Annotated in this window: 16 protein-coding genes; 6 read left to right on the plus strand and 10 right to left on the minus strand. The window is 46.1% G+C overall.

The window, feature by feature from the left end; all coding sequences use genetic code 11:
• The first annotated feature begins 5 nt into the window (after positions 1–5).
• The 3 genes from DESAL_RS09890 (at position 6) to DESAL_RS09900 (ending at position 2,115) form a co-directional block, all read left to right on the plus strand.
• The gene (locus DESAL_RS09890) at positions 6–341 is read left to right on the plus strand and encodes a hypothetical protein (RefSeq protein ID WP_015851847.1); all 336 of its coding nucleotides are present in this window, start codon (positions 6–8) and stop codon (positions 339–341) included.
• 7 nt (positions 342–348) lie between these two features.
• The gene (gene tilS, locus DESAL_RS09895) at positions 349–1,371 is read left to right on the plus strand and encodes a tRNA lysidine(34) synthetase TilS (RefSeq protein ID WP_015851848.1); all 1,023 of its coding nucleotides are present in this window, start codon (positions 349–351) and stop codon (positions 1,369–1,371) included.
• A gap of 72 nt (positions 1,372–1,443) precedes the next feature.
• Complete coding sequence (locus DESAL_RS09900) at positions 1,444–2,115, plus strand: adenylate kinase (protein WP_015851849.1); 672 nt, start codon at positions 1,444–1,446, stop codon at positions 2,113–2,115.
• A gap of 169 nt (positions 2,116–2,284) precedes the next feature.
• Here DESAL_RS09900 and DESAL_RS09905 read toward each other — a convergent pair whose 3' ends face one another.
• Together DESAL_RS09905 and mgtE are read right to left on the minus strand one after the other, a co-directional pair.
• A complete protein-coding gene (locus DESAL_RS09905) occupies positions 2,285–3,709 on the minus strand; it encodes a transferase (protein ID WP_015851850.1) in 1,425 nt (474 codons plus the stop codon).
• Between the two features lie 234 nt (positions 3,710–3,943).
• Entirely contained in the window at positions 3,944–5,296 is a 1,353-nt protein-coding gene (gene mgtE, locus DESAL_RS09910) for a magnesium transporter (protein ID WP_015851851.1), read from the minus strand.
• Positions 5,297–5,467: 171 nt separating this feature from the next.
• Here mgtE and nadC point away from each other — a divergent pair, with 171 nt between their 5' ends.
• The 3 genes from nadC to nadB are packed head-to-tail and all read left to right on the plus strand — an operon-like array spanning position 5,468 to position 9,032.
• Positions 5,468–6,343 (plus strand): carboxylating nicotinate-nucleotide diphosphorylase, encoded by an 876-nt coding sequence (gene nadC / locus DESAL_RS09915; RefSeq protein WP_015851852.1) that lies wholly within the window; start codon positions 5,468–5,470, stop codon positions 6,341–6,343.
• Positions 6,344–6,354: 11 nt separating this feature from the next.
• Positions 6,355–7,377 carry a quinolinate synthase NadA gene (nadA, locus tag DESAL_RS09920; RefSeq protein WP_015851853.1) on the plus strand — a complete coding sequence of 341 codons (1,023 nt, stop codon included), beginning with the start codon at positions 6,355–6,357 and terminating at the stop codon, positions 7,375–7,377.
• A 59-nt stretch (positions 7,378–7,436) separates the two neighbouring features.
• The gene (gene nadB, locus DESAL_RS09925) at positions 7,437–9,032 is read left to right on the plus strand and encodes an L-aspartate oxidase (protein WP_041721806.1); all 1,596 of its coding nucleotides are present in this window, start codon (positions 7,437–7,439) and stop codon (positions 9,030–9,032) included.
• A 73-nt stretch (positions 9,033–9,105) separates the two neighbouring features.
• Here the strand turns inward: nadB and DESAL_RS09930 are convergent, their stop codons facing one another.
• The 8 genes from DESAL_RS09930 to DESAL_RS09965 all read right to left on the minus strand — a co-directional run bounded on the left by DESAL_RS09930 (position 9,106) and on the right by DESAL_RS09965 (position 18,367).
• Complete coding sequence (locus DESAL_RS09930; protein ID WP_015851855.1) at positions 9,106–10,560, minus strand: TrkH family potassium uptake protein; 1,455 nt, start codon at positions 10,558–10,560, stop codon at positions 9,106–9,108.
• Positions 10,560–11,927, minus strand: a complete 1,368-nt coding sequence (trkA, locus tag DESAL_RS09935) for a Trk system potassium transporter TrkA (RefSeq protein ID WP_015851856.1) — start codon at positions 11,925–11,927, stop codon at positions 10,560–10,562. Before trkA ends, DESAL_RS09930 begins: the two co-directional genes overlap by 1 nt.
• A gap of 184 nt (positions 11,928–12,111) precedes the next feature.
• A complete protein-coding gene (gene rpsT / locus DESAL_RS09940; RefSeq protein ID WP_015851857.1) occupies positions 12,112–12,375 on the minus strand; it encodes a 30S ribosomal protein S20 in 264 nt (87 codons plus the stop codon).
• A 179-nt stretch (positions 12,376–12,554) separates the two neighbouring features.
• Positions 12,555–14,648 (minus strand): glycine--tRNA ligase subunit beta, encoded by a 2,094-nt coding sequence (gene glyS / locus DESAL_RS09945; protein WP_015851858.1) that lies wholly within the window; start codon positions 14,646–14,648, stop codon positions 12,555–12,557.
• A 16-nt stretch (positions 14,649–14,664) separates the two neighbouring features.
• Positions 14,665–15,537 carry a glycine--tRNA ligase subunit alpha gene (glyQ, locus tag DESAL_RS09950; protein WP_015851859.1) on the minus strand — a complete coding sequence of 291 codons (873 nt, stop codon included), beginning with the start codon at positions 15,535–15,537 and terminating at the stop codon, positions 14,665–14,667.
• Between the two features lie 150 nt (positions 15,538–15,687).
• Positions 15,688–16,428: a DNA repair protein RecO gene (recO, locus tag DESAL_RS09955; RefSeq protein WP_015851860.1), complete on the minus strand. Its 741-nt coding sequence runs from the start codon at positions 16,426–16,428 to the stop codon at positions 15,688–15,690.
• 16 nt (positions 16,429–16,444) lie between these two features.
• Entirely contained in the window at positions 16,445–17,323 is an 879-nt protein-coding gene (locus tag DESAL_RS09960) for a helix-turn-helix domain-containing protein (RefSeq protein ID WP_015851861.1), read from the minus strand.
• Positions 17,324–17,428: 105 nt separating this feature from the next.
• Positions 17,429–18,367, minus strand: a complete 939-nt coding sequence (locus DESAL_RS09965; RefSeq protein ID WP_015851862.1) for a SurA N-terminal domain-containing protein — start codon at positions 18,365–18,367, stop codon at positions 17,429–17,431.
• Positions 18,368–18,405 lie beyond the last annotated feature (38 nt).

Raw genomic sequence — 18,405 nt, forward strand, 5'->3', positions numbered from 1 at the left:
CAGGAATGAGAAACTATCTGCTTGATGACATATACGAAGAAGATGTTAAAAAGATTTCCGCTGCTCTGAGTGAGCTTGAATTTCAGGGCCCTATCGAAGGTATTTTCTATCTTCCGCTTCCTGAAGAGCTTCTCAATGATGAGCAGAAAGAGCATATGGGTGAATGCGGTCCTTTTTTCATGGCTCTTGAAGTTGAGGAAACTTCCGTAAAGGTTGAGCTGCTCGTTCGTGCACGCAACAAGATTCGTTGTTCCTGTGTGGCTTACGCTACTTCTGAACAGCGTAATCACATGATGGAATACATCGACAAATTTATCGCCGATTTAGAGATTTCTTATTAGGTAATTTATGAATTCGCTGCCAGCTAAGATTCAAGATTTAACTCCTAAGCTTGCAAAGCTTTGTTTAGATATTGAAAAGTTCGGCAAACTTAAATCCGGTGAAGACTTCGCCTCAAAGACCATGCTCGTTGGCGTATCCGGCGGCATTGATTCTACAGCATTATTGATTATCGCTACCCTGCTCGCCCGTAAATCGGGGGGCAGGGTTTTTTGCGCCCATATTGATCATAACTTGCGGAAGGAATCTGCCGGCGACCGTGCTTTTGTAGAAGAGCTGTGTACTGAGCTAGGCGTTCCGGTCAAATCGCTTAAAGCTGATGTTGCAGGCTATGCAGCGGAACGATCAATAGGACTGGAAGAAGCCGGACGGATCATCCGTTATGATTTTTTCAAGCAGTGCTTGAAGAAATTTGATGCAGACTTTCTATTGTTAGCACACCACATCGGCGACTTGTCTGAAGATGTCGTCATGCGGCTTATCCGAGGCACGGGATGGCCTGCTCTCGCTGGAATGGATGCTTACGATCCAAAAAGGAAACTGCTGCGCCCCCTGCTCTCTACTGATAAAGATTCGCTTGAAGATTTCCTGCGTTCCATCGGTTGCCCGTGGCGGGAAGACGAGAGCAACACTTGCGATGATTACACCCGAAACCGGATTCGTAATCACATCATGCCCTTATTATATAATGAGAACCCAAACCTTGGGGCAGGATTAATCAGACTGAAGAATCAGGCTGAATTGGATGAAGCATTCTGGGATGAACAGGTGGCGGAAGCAATTAAGCATGTTCAGGAAGTTGAAGACGGTATATTGCTACCTTGTTCAATTTTGAACAAATATCATTCTGCATTAAGATTGCGTATTTATAAAAAAATTTTAGATGACCTCGGCCCCGGCCATACCCTCTTTGATTCGATTATACTGTTGGATCAGGGCTTTTTAGCTCGAAAATCCGGTTCAACCTTCCAATTTCCCGGAAAAAAGGTTGTTAAGGTCAATAAAGCAGGACTCTTATTCAAAGTTAATTAGAGGATTGACAGCGACGACAGCAAGGTTTAGAACTTTGTGAAATTTGTTACTAATTCTTTAGGAGGACAACAGATGAATATTCTTATTTTTGGACCCAACGGTAGTGGTAAAGGAACTCAGGGCGCTCTCGCTAAGAAAAAATACGACCTCGATCACATCGAATCCGGCGCTATTTTCCGTAAGCACATCGGTGGCGGTACCGAACTCGGCATGAAAGCTAAAGAGTACATCGACAAAGGTGAACTCGTTCCCGATGATATCACCATTCCTATGGTTCTCGACGTTCTCCAGTCTTCCGGTGAAAACGGCTGGCTGCTCGACGGTTTCCCCCGCTCCATCGTTCAGGCTGAAAAGCTCTGGGAAGCTCTCGAAAAAGACGGCGTAAAGCTCGACTTCGTAATCGAAATCCTGCTGCCCCGCGAAGTTGCTAAAAACCGCATCATGGGCCGTCGCCTCTGCGAAAACGATCCTAACCACCCCAACAACAAGTTCATCGACGCTATCAAGCCCGACGGAGACAAATGTCGCGTATGCGGCGGTGCTCTCTCCGAGCGCGCTGATGACCAGGACGAAGATGCAATCAACAAACGCCACGACATCTACTACGATGACAACACCGGTACTGTTGCAGCTGCATACTTCTACAAAGATCTGGCTCCTAAAGCTGGCTTCAAATACATCGAACTCAATGGTGAAGGCACCATCGAAGAGATTAAAGATACCCTCATGGGTCAGCTCGTTTAGTTCGAAGTTTGCCGAATATAAAAGGCCCGCAGTCATTTTGACTGCGGGCCTTTTTTTATTCAAAAAAGTTCACAATTCAGAAAAGTGAAATATTAAAGGCGTCCAAAGGTTCTTTCCCCTCTAGACGCCTTATGCAAAATTATTTCAACGAATAAGCTAAAGCTTCAAATTAATCATCATCAACAATAATAGTCGGGAACATACCCTGCTTCTCACCGCTCAGATAAGGCTGAAACAAATTGTAGGAAACATACTGTGTTCTCTGCGCATGCCCCCTGCTCTCGGAATTACCATCATAACGGGCACCGTTTTCCACTAGAATATGTTCAACACGGTTCTGGAAATCACGGATAAAAGCAGCTCCATCTCCATAAAATGACATATCACCGATATTAAAGGCCTTACCCTTGGCAAATGCAGCTAAAGACATGGATTGTGTTTCAAGGTCACTTTGCTTGGTCACATATCCCCAGACAATTGTTTCATCCGGGATATCAATTGGTTCGGAGGCGTGGATGATTGTGTGCGGCATAACAATTGAACCGGCACCAACAGAGACCTGATTATCTTTAGTTCCATGCAGGAAAGAGTTAAAGCCGATAAAAACCTTCTCGCCAATATTTGAATGAACCAGCTTACCGCCGTGGGCAACAACAACCAAACCGGCAAATCGGGAATCCACAATAAAACTGTTCTCCTGCGCGTTGGATCCGGTGCCGAGTACTGAATTTTCAATATACGCCCTCTGAGCCACGAGACAATTTCCACCTATCACACAGTCTCCTTTGACTACAGCATAGCGGCTGACAAAGGCATTTTCCGGAACCCAAACCGGAAATGTATCTGAAAGTGAATCATATACAGGCAGGAAATCACTTCTACGACCTTTAAGGAAATCAGCAAATAAGCCGACAAGCTCACCATCCTGATCCCAAGAAATATATTTTTCTAAGGTTGCTTGCGGGTAGCGGTAGTCGAACTCGTATTTATTATCAGCTTTAATCCAGATACGGCCCGGATCAATGCAAACCTTGGAAAGGTCCCCAGCCTGAACATAACAATAGTTGCCTAGAATGCAGTTATGCAGTTGAGAAAGATCGGCAGTTGCAAATGCTCCAAGGTAGGCACCTTCAATAGTAGCACCGTGGATGTTTGCATAGTGCATGGAAACAGTGTTTTGTATACGGAAAAGTTCTGGAATCTCAGGGTTTCGGGAGTGGTTATGGACGAGGGTTTTAAAAAGAAAGCTATTAACAACCATGATAACTTCATCTCGGTAAAGCTCTGTGGTAACTCCCCCAAAATCAACCTCAGTCCCTGCTGTCTTTAATTCATCCCCTCGGATATCACTCCTGAGGACAATCGAACGGTCAACATCACATTTCCCGAGAAAATATGATCCGCCAAGGTTGCTTTCCCGGAACCGGAAGTAAATGGGATGGTCAATTGACAGAGCATAATACGCATAGGCTTCTGTCAACTTTCCATAATCAATAGTGGATTTAACCACCTGTTCAACATCTAGTCCCATTGGACGAAGGTTAACGTTCACCCTCGATATAATATGATTAATAAGTTTTTTGATTCTTTTCATATCTACCTCTTATATGTCGAACATACAGTCCGAACAGGCCGGGAAATACCCGGATTGTCTGCTTTGCGTTTATACACAGATTGCAGTGATTGATTTTTACAACGGTACCTTTTACCCCATCAGCATTCAATAGAAAAAATGTCGTAATTTTATTAAGTTGAAACAAAAAAATAGCCCCATCTGAGTATGTGTTTACTCAAATGGGGCAACTAATCATAATATCTACATTAGCGTCTAAAGCAGGAACAGTCCGGCAAGGCCAAGTAGTGACAAAAATCCGAAACTATCCGTAATGGTAGTAAGAAAAATCGAAGAAGCCTGCGCCGGGTCACGTCCGAACTCTTTAAGAATAATCGGGATTGCGCCGCCAACCACTGCGCCTAAAACCATATCAATAAATAACGCTCCGGCCATAACCATTGCCAATGTATAATTGCTTGTAAGCATGAACACGGCAGCCAACACCAAAAGTGCAATGCAAATTCCGTTGGCAAGACCGATCTTGAATTCGCGTAAAACCGCTTCCCATGATTTTTTACGGTCAAATTTTTCTGTAGCAAATTGGCGGATCATAACTGCCAGAGCCTGCTGCCCGGTATTGCCTGCCTGATTGGCAACAATAGGCATAAGCACTGCCAGCATTGCCATCTTTGCGATATTTCCTTCGAATAAGTGAACCACCCATGCGGAAACCGCGGAGTTGGCAACGTTGATAACAAGCCAGGGCAGACGTTTCTTAACTGAATATCCCCAGGGAGAATCAACAGTTTCGTCTGTACCCGCACCAACCATTGACTGCATATCCTCACTGGCCTCTTCATTAATAATGTCAATGACATCATCAACAGTGACAACCCCGAGAAAGCGGTGATCAAAATCGGTAACGGGCATAGCGCCAAAATTATAGTGCGCGATAAGCCGGGCTACTTCCTCTTTATCCACGTTATAGTTGACGGAAATAAGGTGCTGGTTACTGGTCAACTCGGTAAGCATCTTGCCTGCACGGGAAATAAGCAGGTCGCGCATAGAAACAACACCAACCAGCTGGTTGCGGCGGCCGACAACGTATGCATAGTAAGGAATACTCTTATCTTCCGCTTCCTTGCGGATTTCCGCGATAGCCTGATCAACGGTCATATTATCGCGGACGATGGCTACTTCGGTGGTCATAACACCACCGGCTGTGTCAGGATCAAAGGTCAGCAGGGTTGAAATTTCTTCCCTGTCTTCAGCTTTGATCTGACGCAAAAGGGTTTCCCGCAGATCATCATCAAGTTCTTCAAGAATGTCCGTGGCATCATCCGGGGACATTATTTCAAGAATCCTAGCGGCCATCCCGACATTCAGTCGTTCAATGAGTTCCCGCTGATCATATTTTTCCATCTCAGCAATGGAGTCAGCTGCATCACGAATAGGCAACTGCTTAATGAACTTGACCTGTTCTTCCAGACCAAGTTCTTCAATATGATCAGCAGCATCCGCAGGGTGCATAGCATCGATAACGCGCTGGTCTACTTCTCCTGCGCGTCCTTTGCCGTGTTCCTGCCACCGCCGTAATGGTTCGGGTATACCTTTTGGATTAGCCATGGCGCATCAACTATACCAAATAGAATCAAAGGTCAAAATTTATCACCTTGAAACTGCTGAAAAATAACTTTGTGAAATCCTTCTCAGCCCTTGTGCTGCCTCATAAAACGGGATACCAAATTTCGTTACATGACCTCAAACACAATGTTACAAAATATTAACAGGAATAATATGACAGAAAACGCATTTAACGACTTCTTTCAGGCCGAAGCAAAAATGTTCCTTCTGGCCACCATAAGAATAGCTTTAAGCGAAGACGGCCCGGACTTGACCTCAATGGGTCTGTTTGAGCAGGATGACATTGCAACTGCTCAGATCATCGCTAAAGAAGATACTGTAATTTCCGGACTGCCCCTTATCAACTTGATTCTTGAATTTGCAGATCAAGAAAACAAATGTCAGGTGCATCTTAATGTGGATGAGGGAGATAAAATCTCCAAGGGAACACTTATCGCGGCCATTCAAGGTCCCGCCGGCCTGCTCCTCAAGGCTGAACGTGTCATCCTGAACTTCATTTCCCACATGTCCGGTATCGCGACTGAAACCCGTAAATACGTAGACGCGCTGGATCATAGCGAGACTATCCTCCTCGATACCCGCAAGACCCTCCCCGGCCTGCGTTACCCTGAAAAATACGCTGTCCTTTGCGGCGGAGCCAAAAACCACCGCCTGAATCTGGTGGAAATGCTCATGCTTAAGGACAACCACATTGACCGCGCCGGATCAATCACAGCCGCCGTGGAAAAACTCCGTGCCAAATATGGCGAAGACTGCCCGCCGATTGAGGTGGAATGCCGCAATCAGGATGAAGTAGATGAAGCTGTGGCTACCAAAGTCGAACGCATCATGCTCGACAACATGACCTTTGATGAAGCAAAAGCAGCCATCGCTACAATTCCCGATGAAATTGAAACTGAGATCAGCGGAAACGTGACCCTTGAAACTATTGCCAAACTTGCAGAAGCAGGTCCGGATTACATATCCGTGGGCAGGATCACTCACTCTGCAAAATGTTCAGACATGAGCATGCAGATCATACCGATGTAGGTTCAACTTTGATGTATTCGGATATTATTGCTGAACAAAAGGAAAAATATGGCAAAAGACTGGCGATTCTGGGACACCATTACCAGTCTGATGAAATCATAAAACATACCGATCTCAAGGGCGATTCTTTAGAATTAGCCCGTCAGATCGAGAAGTTGGAAGCAGACTACATTGTATTCTGCGGTGTCCACTTCATGGCTGAATCCGCTGCAATCGTACGTAAGGAAAATCAAAAGATTTTCATTCCCGATGCCAGCGCAGGCTGTGTCATGGCTAATATGGCTCCGGCATGGCTGGTGGATAAGGTGCTGACCAGAATTATTAACGAGACTGGAAGAAAAATCATTCCGCTCGCCTACGTTAATACTCCTGCTGCGGTAAAAACCGTTTGCGGTAAACACGGAGGAACTGTCTGCACTTCAGCCAATGCTGAGAAAATGCTCCGCTGGGCGCAGGAACAAGGAGACGCAGTTCTCTTCCTGCCGGATAAAAACCTTGCAATGAACACTGCGAACACTTTGGGCATAGCTCCTGAGAAACGCATGCTCCTTAACATCCGTTCCCTTGGAACACAGATTGATGTTAAAGAAACAATGGACAAAGAACTGCTGATCTGGCCCGGCCTCTGTGCTATTCATCAGCGTTTCAAGATGTCTCAGATTGAGGATTTCCGCGAGAAATATCCCGATTGCAAAGTGATTGTTCACCCTGAATGCCCGCCCGAATTGGTAGAAGCTTCCGATGGTGCCGGCTCCACTTCATATCTCATTAAATATGTGAATGAAGCACCTGAAGGTTCCACCATAGTAATCGGGACGGAAACCAACCTCGTCAACAGGTTGAAAGATATGTTCCCCGAAAAGAACATCCTTCCGTTGGGCATTAGCTTTTGCAGCAACATGGCTAAAATCACAGAAAAAAATCTTGCTGAACTTCTCCAGAATCTGGAAACAGCTGCCTATGAAGATGTTTCCGATGAAATCCGGGAACCGGCAAGACTCGCTCTCGAAAGAATGCTCGAAGTCTGCAAATAAAATACTGACCTAACCTTTAGCCGGAACCTGAAAAGGCTGCCGTAATATGAGATATAGGCATGCAGGAAAACCGAATGAAAACTGAAGTTTTGATTATCGGATCAGGTATCGCCGGATGTATATCAGCTCTGACGATAGCAGAAAAAGGTATTGAAGTTACTTTATTAACCCCGGGGGATGATCTTTTCACCGGTAATACGAGGCTGGCCCAAGGCGGAATCGTATATACCGGCCCGGACGATTCTCCTAAAAAACTCGAAAAGGATATCAACACAGCCGGTTGGAATTACAACAACAAGAAAGCTGTGCGAGCTATTTCAAAGCAAGGCCCGGAAGCCTTGAAAAAGCTCCTGCTGGAAAAATACCCGGTTCCTTTTCAGAAAAATGAAGATGGCGAATTCAGCCTGACCCGCGAAGGCGGACACGCTGTTAACCGCATCTTATACTGTGCAGATCATACAGGACAGTCGATCATGGATGTGCTTATTAAGCATGTCGCTGCTCATCCTTATATCCGGGTCTGCTCTAACAGAACCGCCATCGACCTTTTGACCAACCATCACCATGCCCGCCAGAATGAGTTCAAGTATTCCTTGAGCAATAAATGTCTAGGCGCATACGTGTATAATGAGTCACGGAACATGGTGGAAACCTTTTTGGCTGATTTCACAGTTCTTGCCACAGGTGGATTGGGGCAGATTTATCTGCACACCACCAACACTCCCGGTTCCATCGGGTCCGGTATAGCCATGGCCAACCGTGCCAAAGCAAGAGTTATCAATGCTGAAATGGTCCAGTTCCACCCCACTTCTTTCTTTCAAAGGGTACGCACAAGAGCCAGTCGCCGCTTCCTGATTTCAGAAGCTGTGCGCGGTGAAGGAGCAAAACTTATTAACTGCTACGGTGAACCGTTCATGCACCGCTATGATCCCCGTGGCGATCTTGCTCCCCGTGATATTGTCACCCGCTCCATCCTTGAGGAAATGCTCAGGACTAAGGAAGAGTGCGTTTATCTTGATGCAGCAAATCATGTTAAGCAGGATCTGCCCACAAGATTTCCGACCATTTACGGTAAATGCCTTGATAACGGGATCGATATCAACAATCAGCCTATCCCGGTTGTACCTGCGGCGCACTACTTCTGCGGCGGTGTGCTGGTGGATGAAAAAGGTAAATCAACATTGGATCGCCTTTACGCCATCGGCGAATGCTCCTGCACCGGAGTGCACGGCGGTAACCGCCTTGCCAGCACATCCCTGCTGGAAGGTATGCTTTGGGGCTACACTTCAGGTGAAGACATTGCCGCCCGTCTGGAAAGAAAATCCAGAATTCCCAAAAAACTGCTTAACGCGGTTCCTGATTGGGAAACACCGGGCTCCAATGAAAACGAAGACCCGGCTCTCATTGCACAGGACTGGGCCTTTATCCGTAACGTCATGTGGAACTATGTGGGCATCACCCGCTCCACCGCCCGTTTGAATCGGGCCATCGACGATTTACAAAATCTGAATCGCAACCTGCGGTCATTTTATAAGCGCACGCCAATCAGCAGGCCGATCATCGACCTGTTCCACGGTTGTCAATCTGCCTTGACCGTCACGGTTTCGGCACTACGCAATAAACAAAGCGTAGGCTGTCATTATCGCATAGATTAAAAAAAGAAGGGGAAGCACAAGCTTCCCCTTCTTTTTTTATCATCAATTTATCTTTAATTAGTGGGTGATAGATTTACTTTCTCCAGAACTCAGGAACACAAAGTACGATCACGGTATAAATTTCAAGACGGCCCAGTAACATACAGAAAATGAGTGCCCATTTCCCCAGTTCCGGGATATGAGCATAGTTCTCTGTGGGGCCGACACTTCCGATACCGGGACCAATGTTTCCGATGCAAGCCAGAGATGCTGCAAAAGAGGAAACCACATCCACACCGGTGGCAGCAACAATCAAACCGCAGATAACGAAAAGCAGCAACCAAAGCACGAAGAATCCAAGGATATCGTTCATGGTTTCAGGCTTAACCACGGTCTTTCCAAGCTTGACTCTGTTTACTGAGCGTGGATGAATGATGCGGAAAACTTCCTGATATGCCTGCTTCAAAAGCAGCATAATACGCAGATGCTTCATTCCGCCACTGGTCGATCCGGCACAACCTCCAAGAAACATACAGAAAAGCAGCAATCCCTGTGCAACTGCGGGCCAGATTTCGTAGTCGGCAGTTGCATATCCGGTTGTACTGATGATGGATGCAACCTGAAATGAAGTGTAGCGAAATGAATCCGCTATAGAATCATAATTGGTAGCTGAATAAACAGAAATGGTTATGATTCCTACGATGATAAGCGTGACGACTCCAAAAAATCTGAACTCCGGGTCTTTCCAAAGCAGTAAAGGACGTCCCTTGATCATCTGGTAATGAAGGCTGAAGTTTACAGCCGCAACAAGCATAAAAAATGTAATTACATAATCGATATAAGCACTCTGGAAATACGCCACAGATGAGTTTTTGGTGGAAAATCCGCCGGTAGCAAGGGTTCCGAAAGTATGACAAAGGGAGTCGAACAAATCCATTCCGCCAAGCATAAGCAGAACCGCTTCAATGGCGGAGAAGAGGACGTAAACTTTCCAAAGTACCAGCGCAGTGTCTTTGATGCGCGGCTTAAGTTTATCCGGAACGGGTCCGGGAACTTCCGCCTTGTAGAGCTGCATCCCCCCTACTCCAAGGAAAGGCAAGATCGCCAGCGAAAGCACGATGATCCCCATTCCGCCCAACCAGTGAGTCAAGCTGCGCCAGAAAAGGATGCCTTTGGCATTCTTCTCAATATCCATCATTACTGAAGCACCGGTAGTGGTGAAACCGGAGAGGGATTCAAAAAAACAATCGACATAACTGGTGAACACATCACCGAAATAAAATGGCAGGCTTCCGAAAAAACCTGCAAACACCCATCCAAGCGCAACAATCGCCATGCCTTCACGATGACTGAGTCCCTTGGCTTCTTCGCGATCCCTGAAAATCAAAAACAAAGCCAGCCCGCTGAAACAGGTAAGCCCGAAAGATTTAAGCAGGGGCAGAATTCCTGCATCCTGATAATAAAGGGAAAATCCCAAGGGGAAAAGCATGGTCAGCCCTACGCAAAGCGTCAAGGCACCAATAATATGCAGAACTATTTTCCAGCGCATTAATAAAGCTCCAGCTTGGTGGTGAGAGCCTTTTCAATTTTAGGTATATTCTTGTGAGTGGAAATAATAAGCAACCGGTCATTCGGCTCAATCACAGTCAAGCCTGTAGGAATAATAACATCATCACCGCGTTGAAAACAGAGAATAAGAGTCCCTTTGGGGAGATTCAGTTCCATAATCGGCTTACCCACAATATCGGACTGCTCCTGCGCAATGGCTTCAAGGGCTTCTGCCTCTTCACCCTTGATGGAAACCGCGGAAATAACCTTACCCTGACGAACAAAATGCAGAATTGAGTTAATCGCAGAAAGACGCGGGCAAACCAGATGGTCAATGCCGATGGGTTGAATCAGAGGAATGTAGGCAAATTTATTGATTCGGGTGATAGTTTTACGCGCACCGAGGTTCTTAGCCAGCAAACAGGAAAGAATATTCATTTCCTCATCACCGGTTACAGAAATAACCATATCCAGTTCGCCGACATTTTCCTCGTTAAGAAGATCCTGATCTGTTCCATCACCATTGAGAACAATTACACGATCAAGGGCCTCAGATAAATCAGCGCAACGATCGGCATTATTATCAATGAGGCGAGTATGATATTTTTTATTGTCCAGAGCGCGGGCCAATAAGGAACCGACATTACCACCACCGACAATCAGTACTTTTCGGATAGGATCTGAAAGAATTCCGGCACGTTGAAGAAGTTCGTCCTGTTGGTCTCGCATGCAGGTAAAGTAGACGATATCGCCCTTCTCAATGGTATCCAGACCACCGGGAATAATCAGCTCATCGTCCCTGACAAGAGCGGCAATAACAACATCAATATCTTCACCCAGCTGCTCACGGACTTTCATAAGCTGGACGCCTTCAAGGGGGCTGTCGTCAGGCAGCTTGACCCCGATCAGCCGCACCTTGCCACCTACAAAATCGTTGATTTCAACTGAACCGGGAACACTCATAACCCGCAGGATGGATTCAACAACCTCTTCATCCGGGTTGATGATAGTATCAATACGCAAATCTCCTTCAGAAAACATATCGGAATACTTTGTGTAGTCCTCGTTCCTGATACGAGCCAGCTTAATGATACCGGGTTTGAGCTTGTTGGCGAGAAAAGTTGCGATGAGATTGATTTCATCCTTGTCCGTCACTGCCAGAAAAATATCAGCTTCACGCACTCCGGCTTCTTCCAGAATTTCAGGACTTGAACCGGACCCTTGAATCGTCTGGACATCTAGAGAATCGGAAACCTTGCTAAGAGCTTTCGGATTCATGTCAATTACGACAACATCCTTGTTCTCACCGGAAAGACGCCTGGCAACATTAAAGCCAACTTCCCCGGCGCCTACTATGATAACTCTCAAAAGTTACTCCTTGCGCATTGCATCTGGTATAGACAGAAAAGTACTGTTGAAATCAATAGTTGCTTATAACTTGATCGTTTGAATTCAGCAACTACAACTTTTTTCAAAGTGCAAAGAACGGAAAAAGCCCGTCGCACAAGGCGACGGGCTCATATGGTCTTGTAAAGAATAAATCTTTAAGACACTAAGCCATTTTGTTAACGGCTGCGCTGAGGCGGGAAATCCTGCGTGCTGCTGCACGAGCGTGGATAACCTTTTTGGTAGCTGCCTTATCAAGGACAGAAGTAGCCTTGCGCAGTGCGGTTGCTGCGAGTTCGGTGTCGTTAGCTTCAACAGCGGAACGAACTTCTTTTACAACGTTTTTGATACGGGTACGTACCATGTTGTTACGCAGGTTACGCTTAATGCTCTGACGGTGCCTTTTGAGTGCGGATTTATGGTTCGCCAAGGTATTTCTCCTTAAAATTAAATTTCTATTTTTTAACCCGGCAAGCCGGGGATTACGTTCAAACGAAGAGTGTCTTTAACCAATAACAGCAATAACTGTCAAGGCTGGAGAACATTTTTTTTAAAGAAAAAGTCTAGAAAAAATATTCTCATAAACTCTCTCACAAAACGTCCTACAGATTAAACCTGCAGTGCGCCGAAATCAGCCAGCCTGCTAAGCCTGTCTACCAGAGCTTTAAGCAGGTTGAGACGGTTCATTCTAAGGCCCTTGTCTTCGCAGATAACCATTACATTATCAAAGAAGTCATCAACGTAGGGACGCAGTTCGCCGAGGATTGCGAACAGCTTAGAGAACTCGTCATTTTCCCAGAGTTCCTCGAAACGGGCAGCAGTTTCATCAAGCTTGGTAGCAAGTTCTTTCTCCTGCGCTTCTTCCAACTTATCAACTTCGAAACCGCCGGTGAGCGACACACCTTGCTCACTGCCCTGCTTCTTGATGATGTTGGCTGCGCGTTTGAAAGTAAGCACCGCCTGTTCAAAACCGTCAGCCTTAGCGAATTCAGCCAACGCTTCGACTCTTGCCTTAAGAGCAGTTACATCACGGTAGCCGGCACCAAGAGCTGCATCAACAACCCTTGTTTCATAGCCTTTACCTGTGAAGTAGGCACGGAGTCTGTTGGAAATGAACTCTCCAAGTTTTTCAAGGAGTTCAGACTTTTCAAGCTTCCACTTGATATCTTTGGAGTAACCTTCAAAGGCCATATCCATGATTTCAAGAATGTCTACTCTCAAGTCATACTGTATAATCATGCGCACGATACCCAGAGCGGCGCGCCGCAGCGCGTAGGTATCGTTTGCGCCAGTGGGGATCTTATTAAGACCGAAGCAACCGACCAGAGTGTCAGCCTTATCGGACATGGAAACAATAACACCGCCAAGGGTGGAAGGCACAGGGCTTTCCGGTCCGGCAGGCAGGTACTGTTCGTACAGGGCTTTACATACTACGTCATCTTCGCCGCATTTGGAAGCATAGATGCCGCCCATTTTACCCTGAAGTTTATCAAACTCGTTAACCATCTCGGAAACGAGATCGGCCTTGGCAAGACGACCGGCACGGGCCATCTCGGTCTGCAGGGAAGCATCGGTTTTGCCGGCGATCAGTGCGGCAAGACGCTCCATCCTGCGGGATTTATCACCCATTGAGCCCAAGGGACCGAGGAATACGACGTTGTCCAGCTTATCAAGCCATGTGTCGAAATCGGTCTTAAGGTCGTTCTTCCAGAAGAAGCGTCCATCTTCCAGTCTTGCGCGCAAAACTTTTTCCCAACCCTTACGGACAAGCTCCACATCAGTGGGAACAAGGTTCAGGGTACACAGGAAGTGCGGGAGAAGTTCGCCGTCTTCTTTCTGAATACCGAAACATTTCTGATGGCTTTCCATACTGGTCAGCAGAACTTCCTTGGGAAGTTCGAGGAAAGATTCATCAAAGTTACCGATGATGGGAACAGGAAGCTCAACAAGGTTGCTGACCTCTTCCAGCAGGGAATCTTTCCAGACAACAGAACCTTTGAGTTCGGAAGCAAGTTTGTCACCTTCCTTGCGGACGTGCTCTCCCCTTGCTTCAGGGGAAATAATTACGGAAGACTTCTCTTTGATCACATCAAAGTAGTCATCTGCAGAAGCAACTTCCCAAGGTCCGGCACCCATTACACGGTGACCGTATGTCTGGCGACCGGAAGGCATACCAGCCATTTCGAATTCAACAACGTCAGTACCGAACAGACAAAGCAGCCAGCGCAGCGGACGTCCGAAAGCGAAATCAAGGTTACCCCATTTCATTTTCTTGGGGAAAGAAAGCTTTTTAATCGCAGTGACGCAAATCTCAGGCAGGATATCGATAGTTTCGCCACCGCCAACGGTCTTCTTAGCAGCGAGGTAATCACCTTTGTCAGTCTCGAGGGTGTAAACATCTTCAAGAGCGATACCCTGAGATTTTACAAAACCGGTGAGAGCTTTGGTGGGATTGCCGTCAGCATCATATGCAATTCGTGCCGGAGGACCGGAAACTTCTTCTTCAACCTTTCTCTGAACTGCAGCCATATCTTTAACAAATACAGTCAGGCGGCGCGGAGTGGCGTAAGTTTCGACACTTGCGTTATCAATCATTTTCTCTTCAAGAAGAGAGCTGAAAATATCTTTAATATCGAGACCCAGCCGGGGAACAAAGCGGGCGGGCATCTCTTCAATTCCAATTTCGAGTATAAAATCGGCCATCTTAGCTTCCGTTTTTTTAATCGTTATCAAGCATGGGGTAATTCAGATTCTCGCGCTCTTCTGCGTACAGCTTGGCTGCTGCGGAAGCGAGATTACGAACTCTGCCGATATAGGTTGCCCTTTCAGTAATGGAGATTGCTCCACGGGCATCAAGCATGTTGAAGGTATGAGAACACTTCAGACAATATTCGTATGCCGGACGGGGCAAACCTTCTTCGCAGAGCTTCTTACTTTCAGCTTCATATTTATCGAAGAGGTCCAGCAGCATGCTGGCATCGCTGAGTTCAAAGTTGTACTTAGACTGTTCCACTTCGTTTTGGTAAAAAATCTGACCGTAAGTAACCTTGTCGTTCCATTTGAGATCGTAAACAGACTCAACGCCCTGCAAGTACATGCAAAGACGCTCAAGACCGTATGTAAGTTCAACGGATACAGGTTTGAGATCAATACCACCAACCTGCTGGAAATAAGTAAACTGGGTCACTTCCATACCATTGAGCCAAACTTCCCAGCCAAGGCCCCATGCGCCGAGTGTGGGAGATTCCCAGTCATCCTCGACAAAACGGATGTCATGCTCTTTTGCGTCAATACCGATAACTTCAAGACTCTTGAGGTAAAGGTCCTGAACATCGTCAGGAGAAGGTTTCAGAATTACCTGAAACTGGAAGTAATGCTGCAGCCTGTTGGGGTTTTCACCATAACGGCCGTCAGTAGGACGACGGGAAGGCTCTACATATGCAGTATTCCACGGCTCAGGTCCGATTACGCGGAAAAAAGTTGAAGGGTTGAATGTGCCCGCACCTACCTCAATATCAAGAGGCTGGACAATGCAACATCCGTAATCAGACCAAAAGTCCTGAAGTTTGAGTATAACATCTTGAAAATTCATCAAATTCCTCTCATCTAACAAACAACATTTGTATTGATTCATTTCCTTGAGCCGATTTGTATACAGCCGAAGAAATGTCCGGTTTACAAACAAATAAACACAGGACAGATAAATCTATCCTGAACAGACTGCCCGTGCGGGCAGAGAAATTTATATCTTCCGGTAACCGTTGCCTTCCCAGACCACTCCCATATGGTAGGCCATGAAGCGGTCCATCACCGAAAAGCATTCCTGACGGATATCCGCAGGAAGCCGAAGGTTTATCCAGCTGGCCGGTCCTGTATCCTGAATCCAGGCGAGGGTTCTAGCTGTTCCGGAACTGATTGTCTCGCCCTGCCTGCCGTCATTGCAATCCAAACAGTTCAGCTGGCCTTTTTCTATATTGAAGACCACAGGACGGGAACTAAACAAAGGTTTGCCGCATTGAGCGCAAATTGTAAAGTCAGGATTGTACCCTTGTTCAAATGCAACCTTGGCCCGAAAGAAAAGCGGAAAAAAATCATCCGGGTCCGCCTCTTCAATTACATCCAAAGTTTCGGTCAACAAATCAAAAACAGCTCGGTTGCCATCCCGCTCCAATACTGCAGATTCAATGAACTTGAAACAATTGGCTGCCAATCCCATCTTGCGGAAATCGGAACGTATTCCGGGGTATCCTTTTACAAGACTCCCCTCCTGCAAGACCTGATAAGTTCCGGTTTTATTAGTCCCGGTTTTAAAAAGCACCTGTGAGAAGGGCTCCAGGCATCCACCGAACCTTCTGCGGCTTCTGCTCCCCCCGAAGGCAAATGCATTCTGCACTCCCCTTGTAGCAGACAAGAAACGAACCCAAAGATCGTTTTCCTTAAATTTACCTGTCTTAAGTATTACTACTTTTTCAGTTAATTCCATCTACTAATTGCTGTTTTTACTGAACAGCGGAAAATTCAAGTTTCTTAACCTGACCTTTAGGAGCATCAAAAGAATATGGCTTGCCGTTGGAAGCAATCTCAACTCCGCCGCCATTGCCGAGCTTGAGTTTAAGGCTGTCCTCAAAAGGAAGAGAAAGTGTTTCACCTTCCTGAAGTACATATTCTTTTGCGCTACCGTCAACCACAGCTTCAAGCCAGCAGGCTTCACCGGGTTTAGCTGTAATTGCCACAGTATTGCCGACAGGCTCAGCAACAATATTTTCTTCTGCTGCTACAGGCTGTTCAACAGCTTGTTCTTCAATTTTAGTTTCAACGGGAGCCTCGGTTGCAGCGGACTGCTCAACCTCTGCGGGAGCAGGTTCAACAACTTCAGCTTTTTTCTCATCAACAGCCGGAGCTTCCACTTGCGGCTCAGTTGCAGGCTTTTCCTGAACAGCCTCTTCCGCAACAATTTCCGTCTGCGCTTCATTCTTGGCACTGAAAAAAGAATTGTCGTGCAGGTAATAAACCAAGCCACCTACAACTCCAGCCAGAAGCAAAATCAGAATGATGGTTCCGACAGGACTTTTTTTTGTATCCGCAGAATAATCAGGCTGAACAGTTTCTACTACATCATCAGCAGATTCTGTTGTACCGGAACCCATAATTCGTGAAAATTCATCACCGATTTCCTCTGCATCCAGCCCAAGTGCTTTAGCATAGGTTTTTATAAAACCTTTGGCATAGACTTCATGGGGAAATTCTTTTTGGTTGCCACTTTCGATGGCAGTAATATTCACACGGCTGACTTTGGTGATTTCCATAATCTGTTCCATTGTCAGCCCTTGCCGTTTTCTTTCGTCTTTCAACCGGGAACCAAGCTCTTTCAAATCCATACGACCCTCTCAGTACATTCTGGCAATAATGTTTCAAAAACCAATTTGAAACTGTCGTTAAATGCTGTCTTGAAGACAGCTAAGATCCGCTACAGTTCTCCCCGTTTATTTAAGCTCAATAACTGCTTTCTCCCTGAGCTTTTTAATGAAATCCGCAAATAATTCGTCCTGTTTTTGACGATAAAGCTTTTGATAGATTTCCTGCTTGCTGTCTTCGAAAGAAGCTGCTTCAGTATTCACGTAAGAATCAAGTTTGAGTAATGCCTTGAAACTCTGAACTTCAAAAGGTTGACTAATACCACCGGGTTTCAGGCCAGTAAGGGCTTCATGCCATGTCTGGGCAAGGTCGTTCCATTCAAGAACACCAAGGTCTCCACCACTCCCAGATCCGGGTCCGGTAGTATATTTATCAGCAGCTTCTTCAAAAGTGGTTTCCCCTGCAACAATCTGCTCACGCACCTGATCGGCAGATACATTTTCGGGAAAAAGAATCAATTTAAGATGTACGCTTTTGGCAACTTCCCCCTGATCGGTGCGGGTACTGTTCCATGCCGCTTTTATTTCATCATCGGTAACAACAACTTTGCTTTTTACCTTATAAGAAAGGAGGCGATGTTTACGGATATCTTTGCCGATTTTTTCTTTAAATGCAGCGAGGTTGGTTTTCTGAAGTTCAAGCTGACGTTCAAAATCTTCGTCAGAGAGATTGCTTTTTTCTTTAATTGCTTTGACTTCGTTATCAACATCCTGAGCAGAAACATCAACCTTAAGTCTTTTACTTTCCTGATCAATAATGATCTCGTTAATGAAGCGGTCAAGAATCTGCTGACGGACTCTTTTTAGCTGTTCCGCTTCAACAGCAGAAAGACTTTTTCCATCAAACTGTTTCATAATAGGAGCCAATTTTCTATTCAGCTCATACATGGTCACAACTTCACCGTTCACAACGGCTACAATCCCATCAACAACTTTTTCCTCTGCAGTGGCAAATGATGCGGACCCTATAATCATGCTGGCCAGAAAACCGGCAATAATACGTTTCAATTCGATTCTCCTGAATATGGATACCGGACACCAGTCCG

Origin of the sequence: Maridesulfovibrio salexigens DSM 2638, from assembly GCF_000023445.1 — a bacterium.
GTDB classification, from domain to species: Bacteria; Desulfobacterota; Desulfovibrionia; order Desulfovibrionales; family Desulfovibrionaceae; genus Maridesulfovibrio; species Maridesulfovibrio salexigens.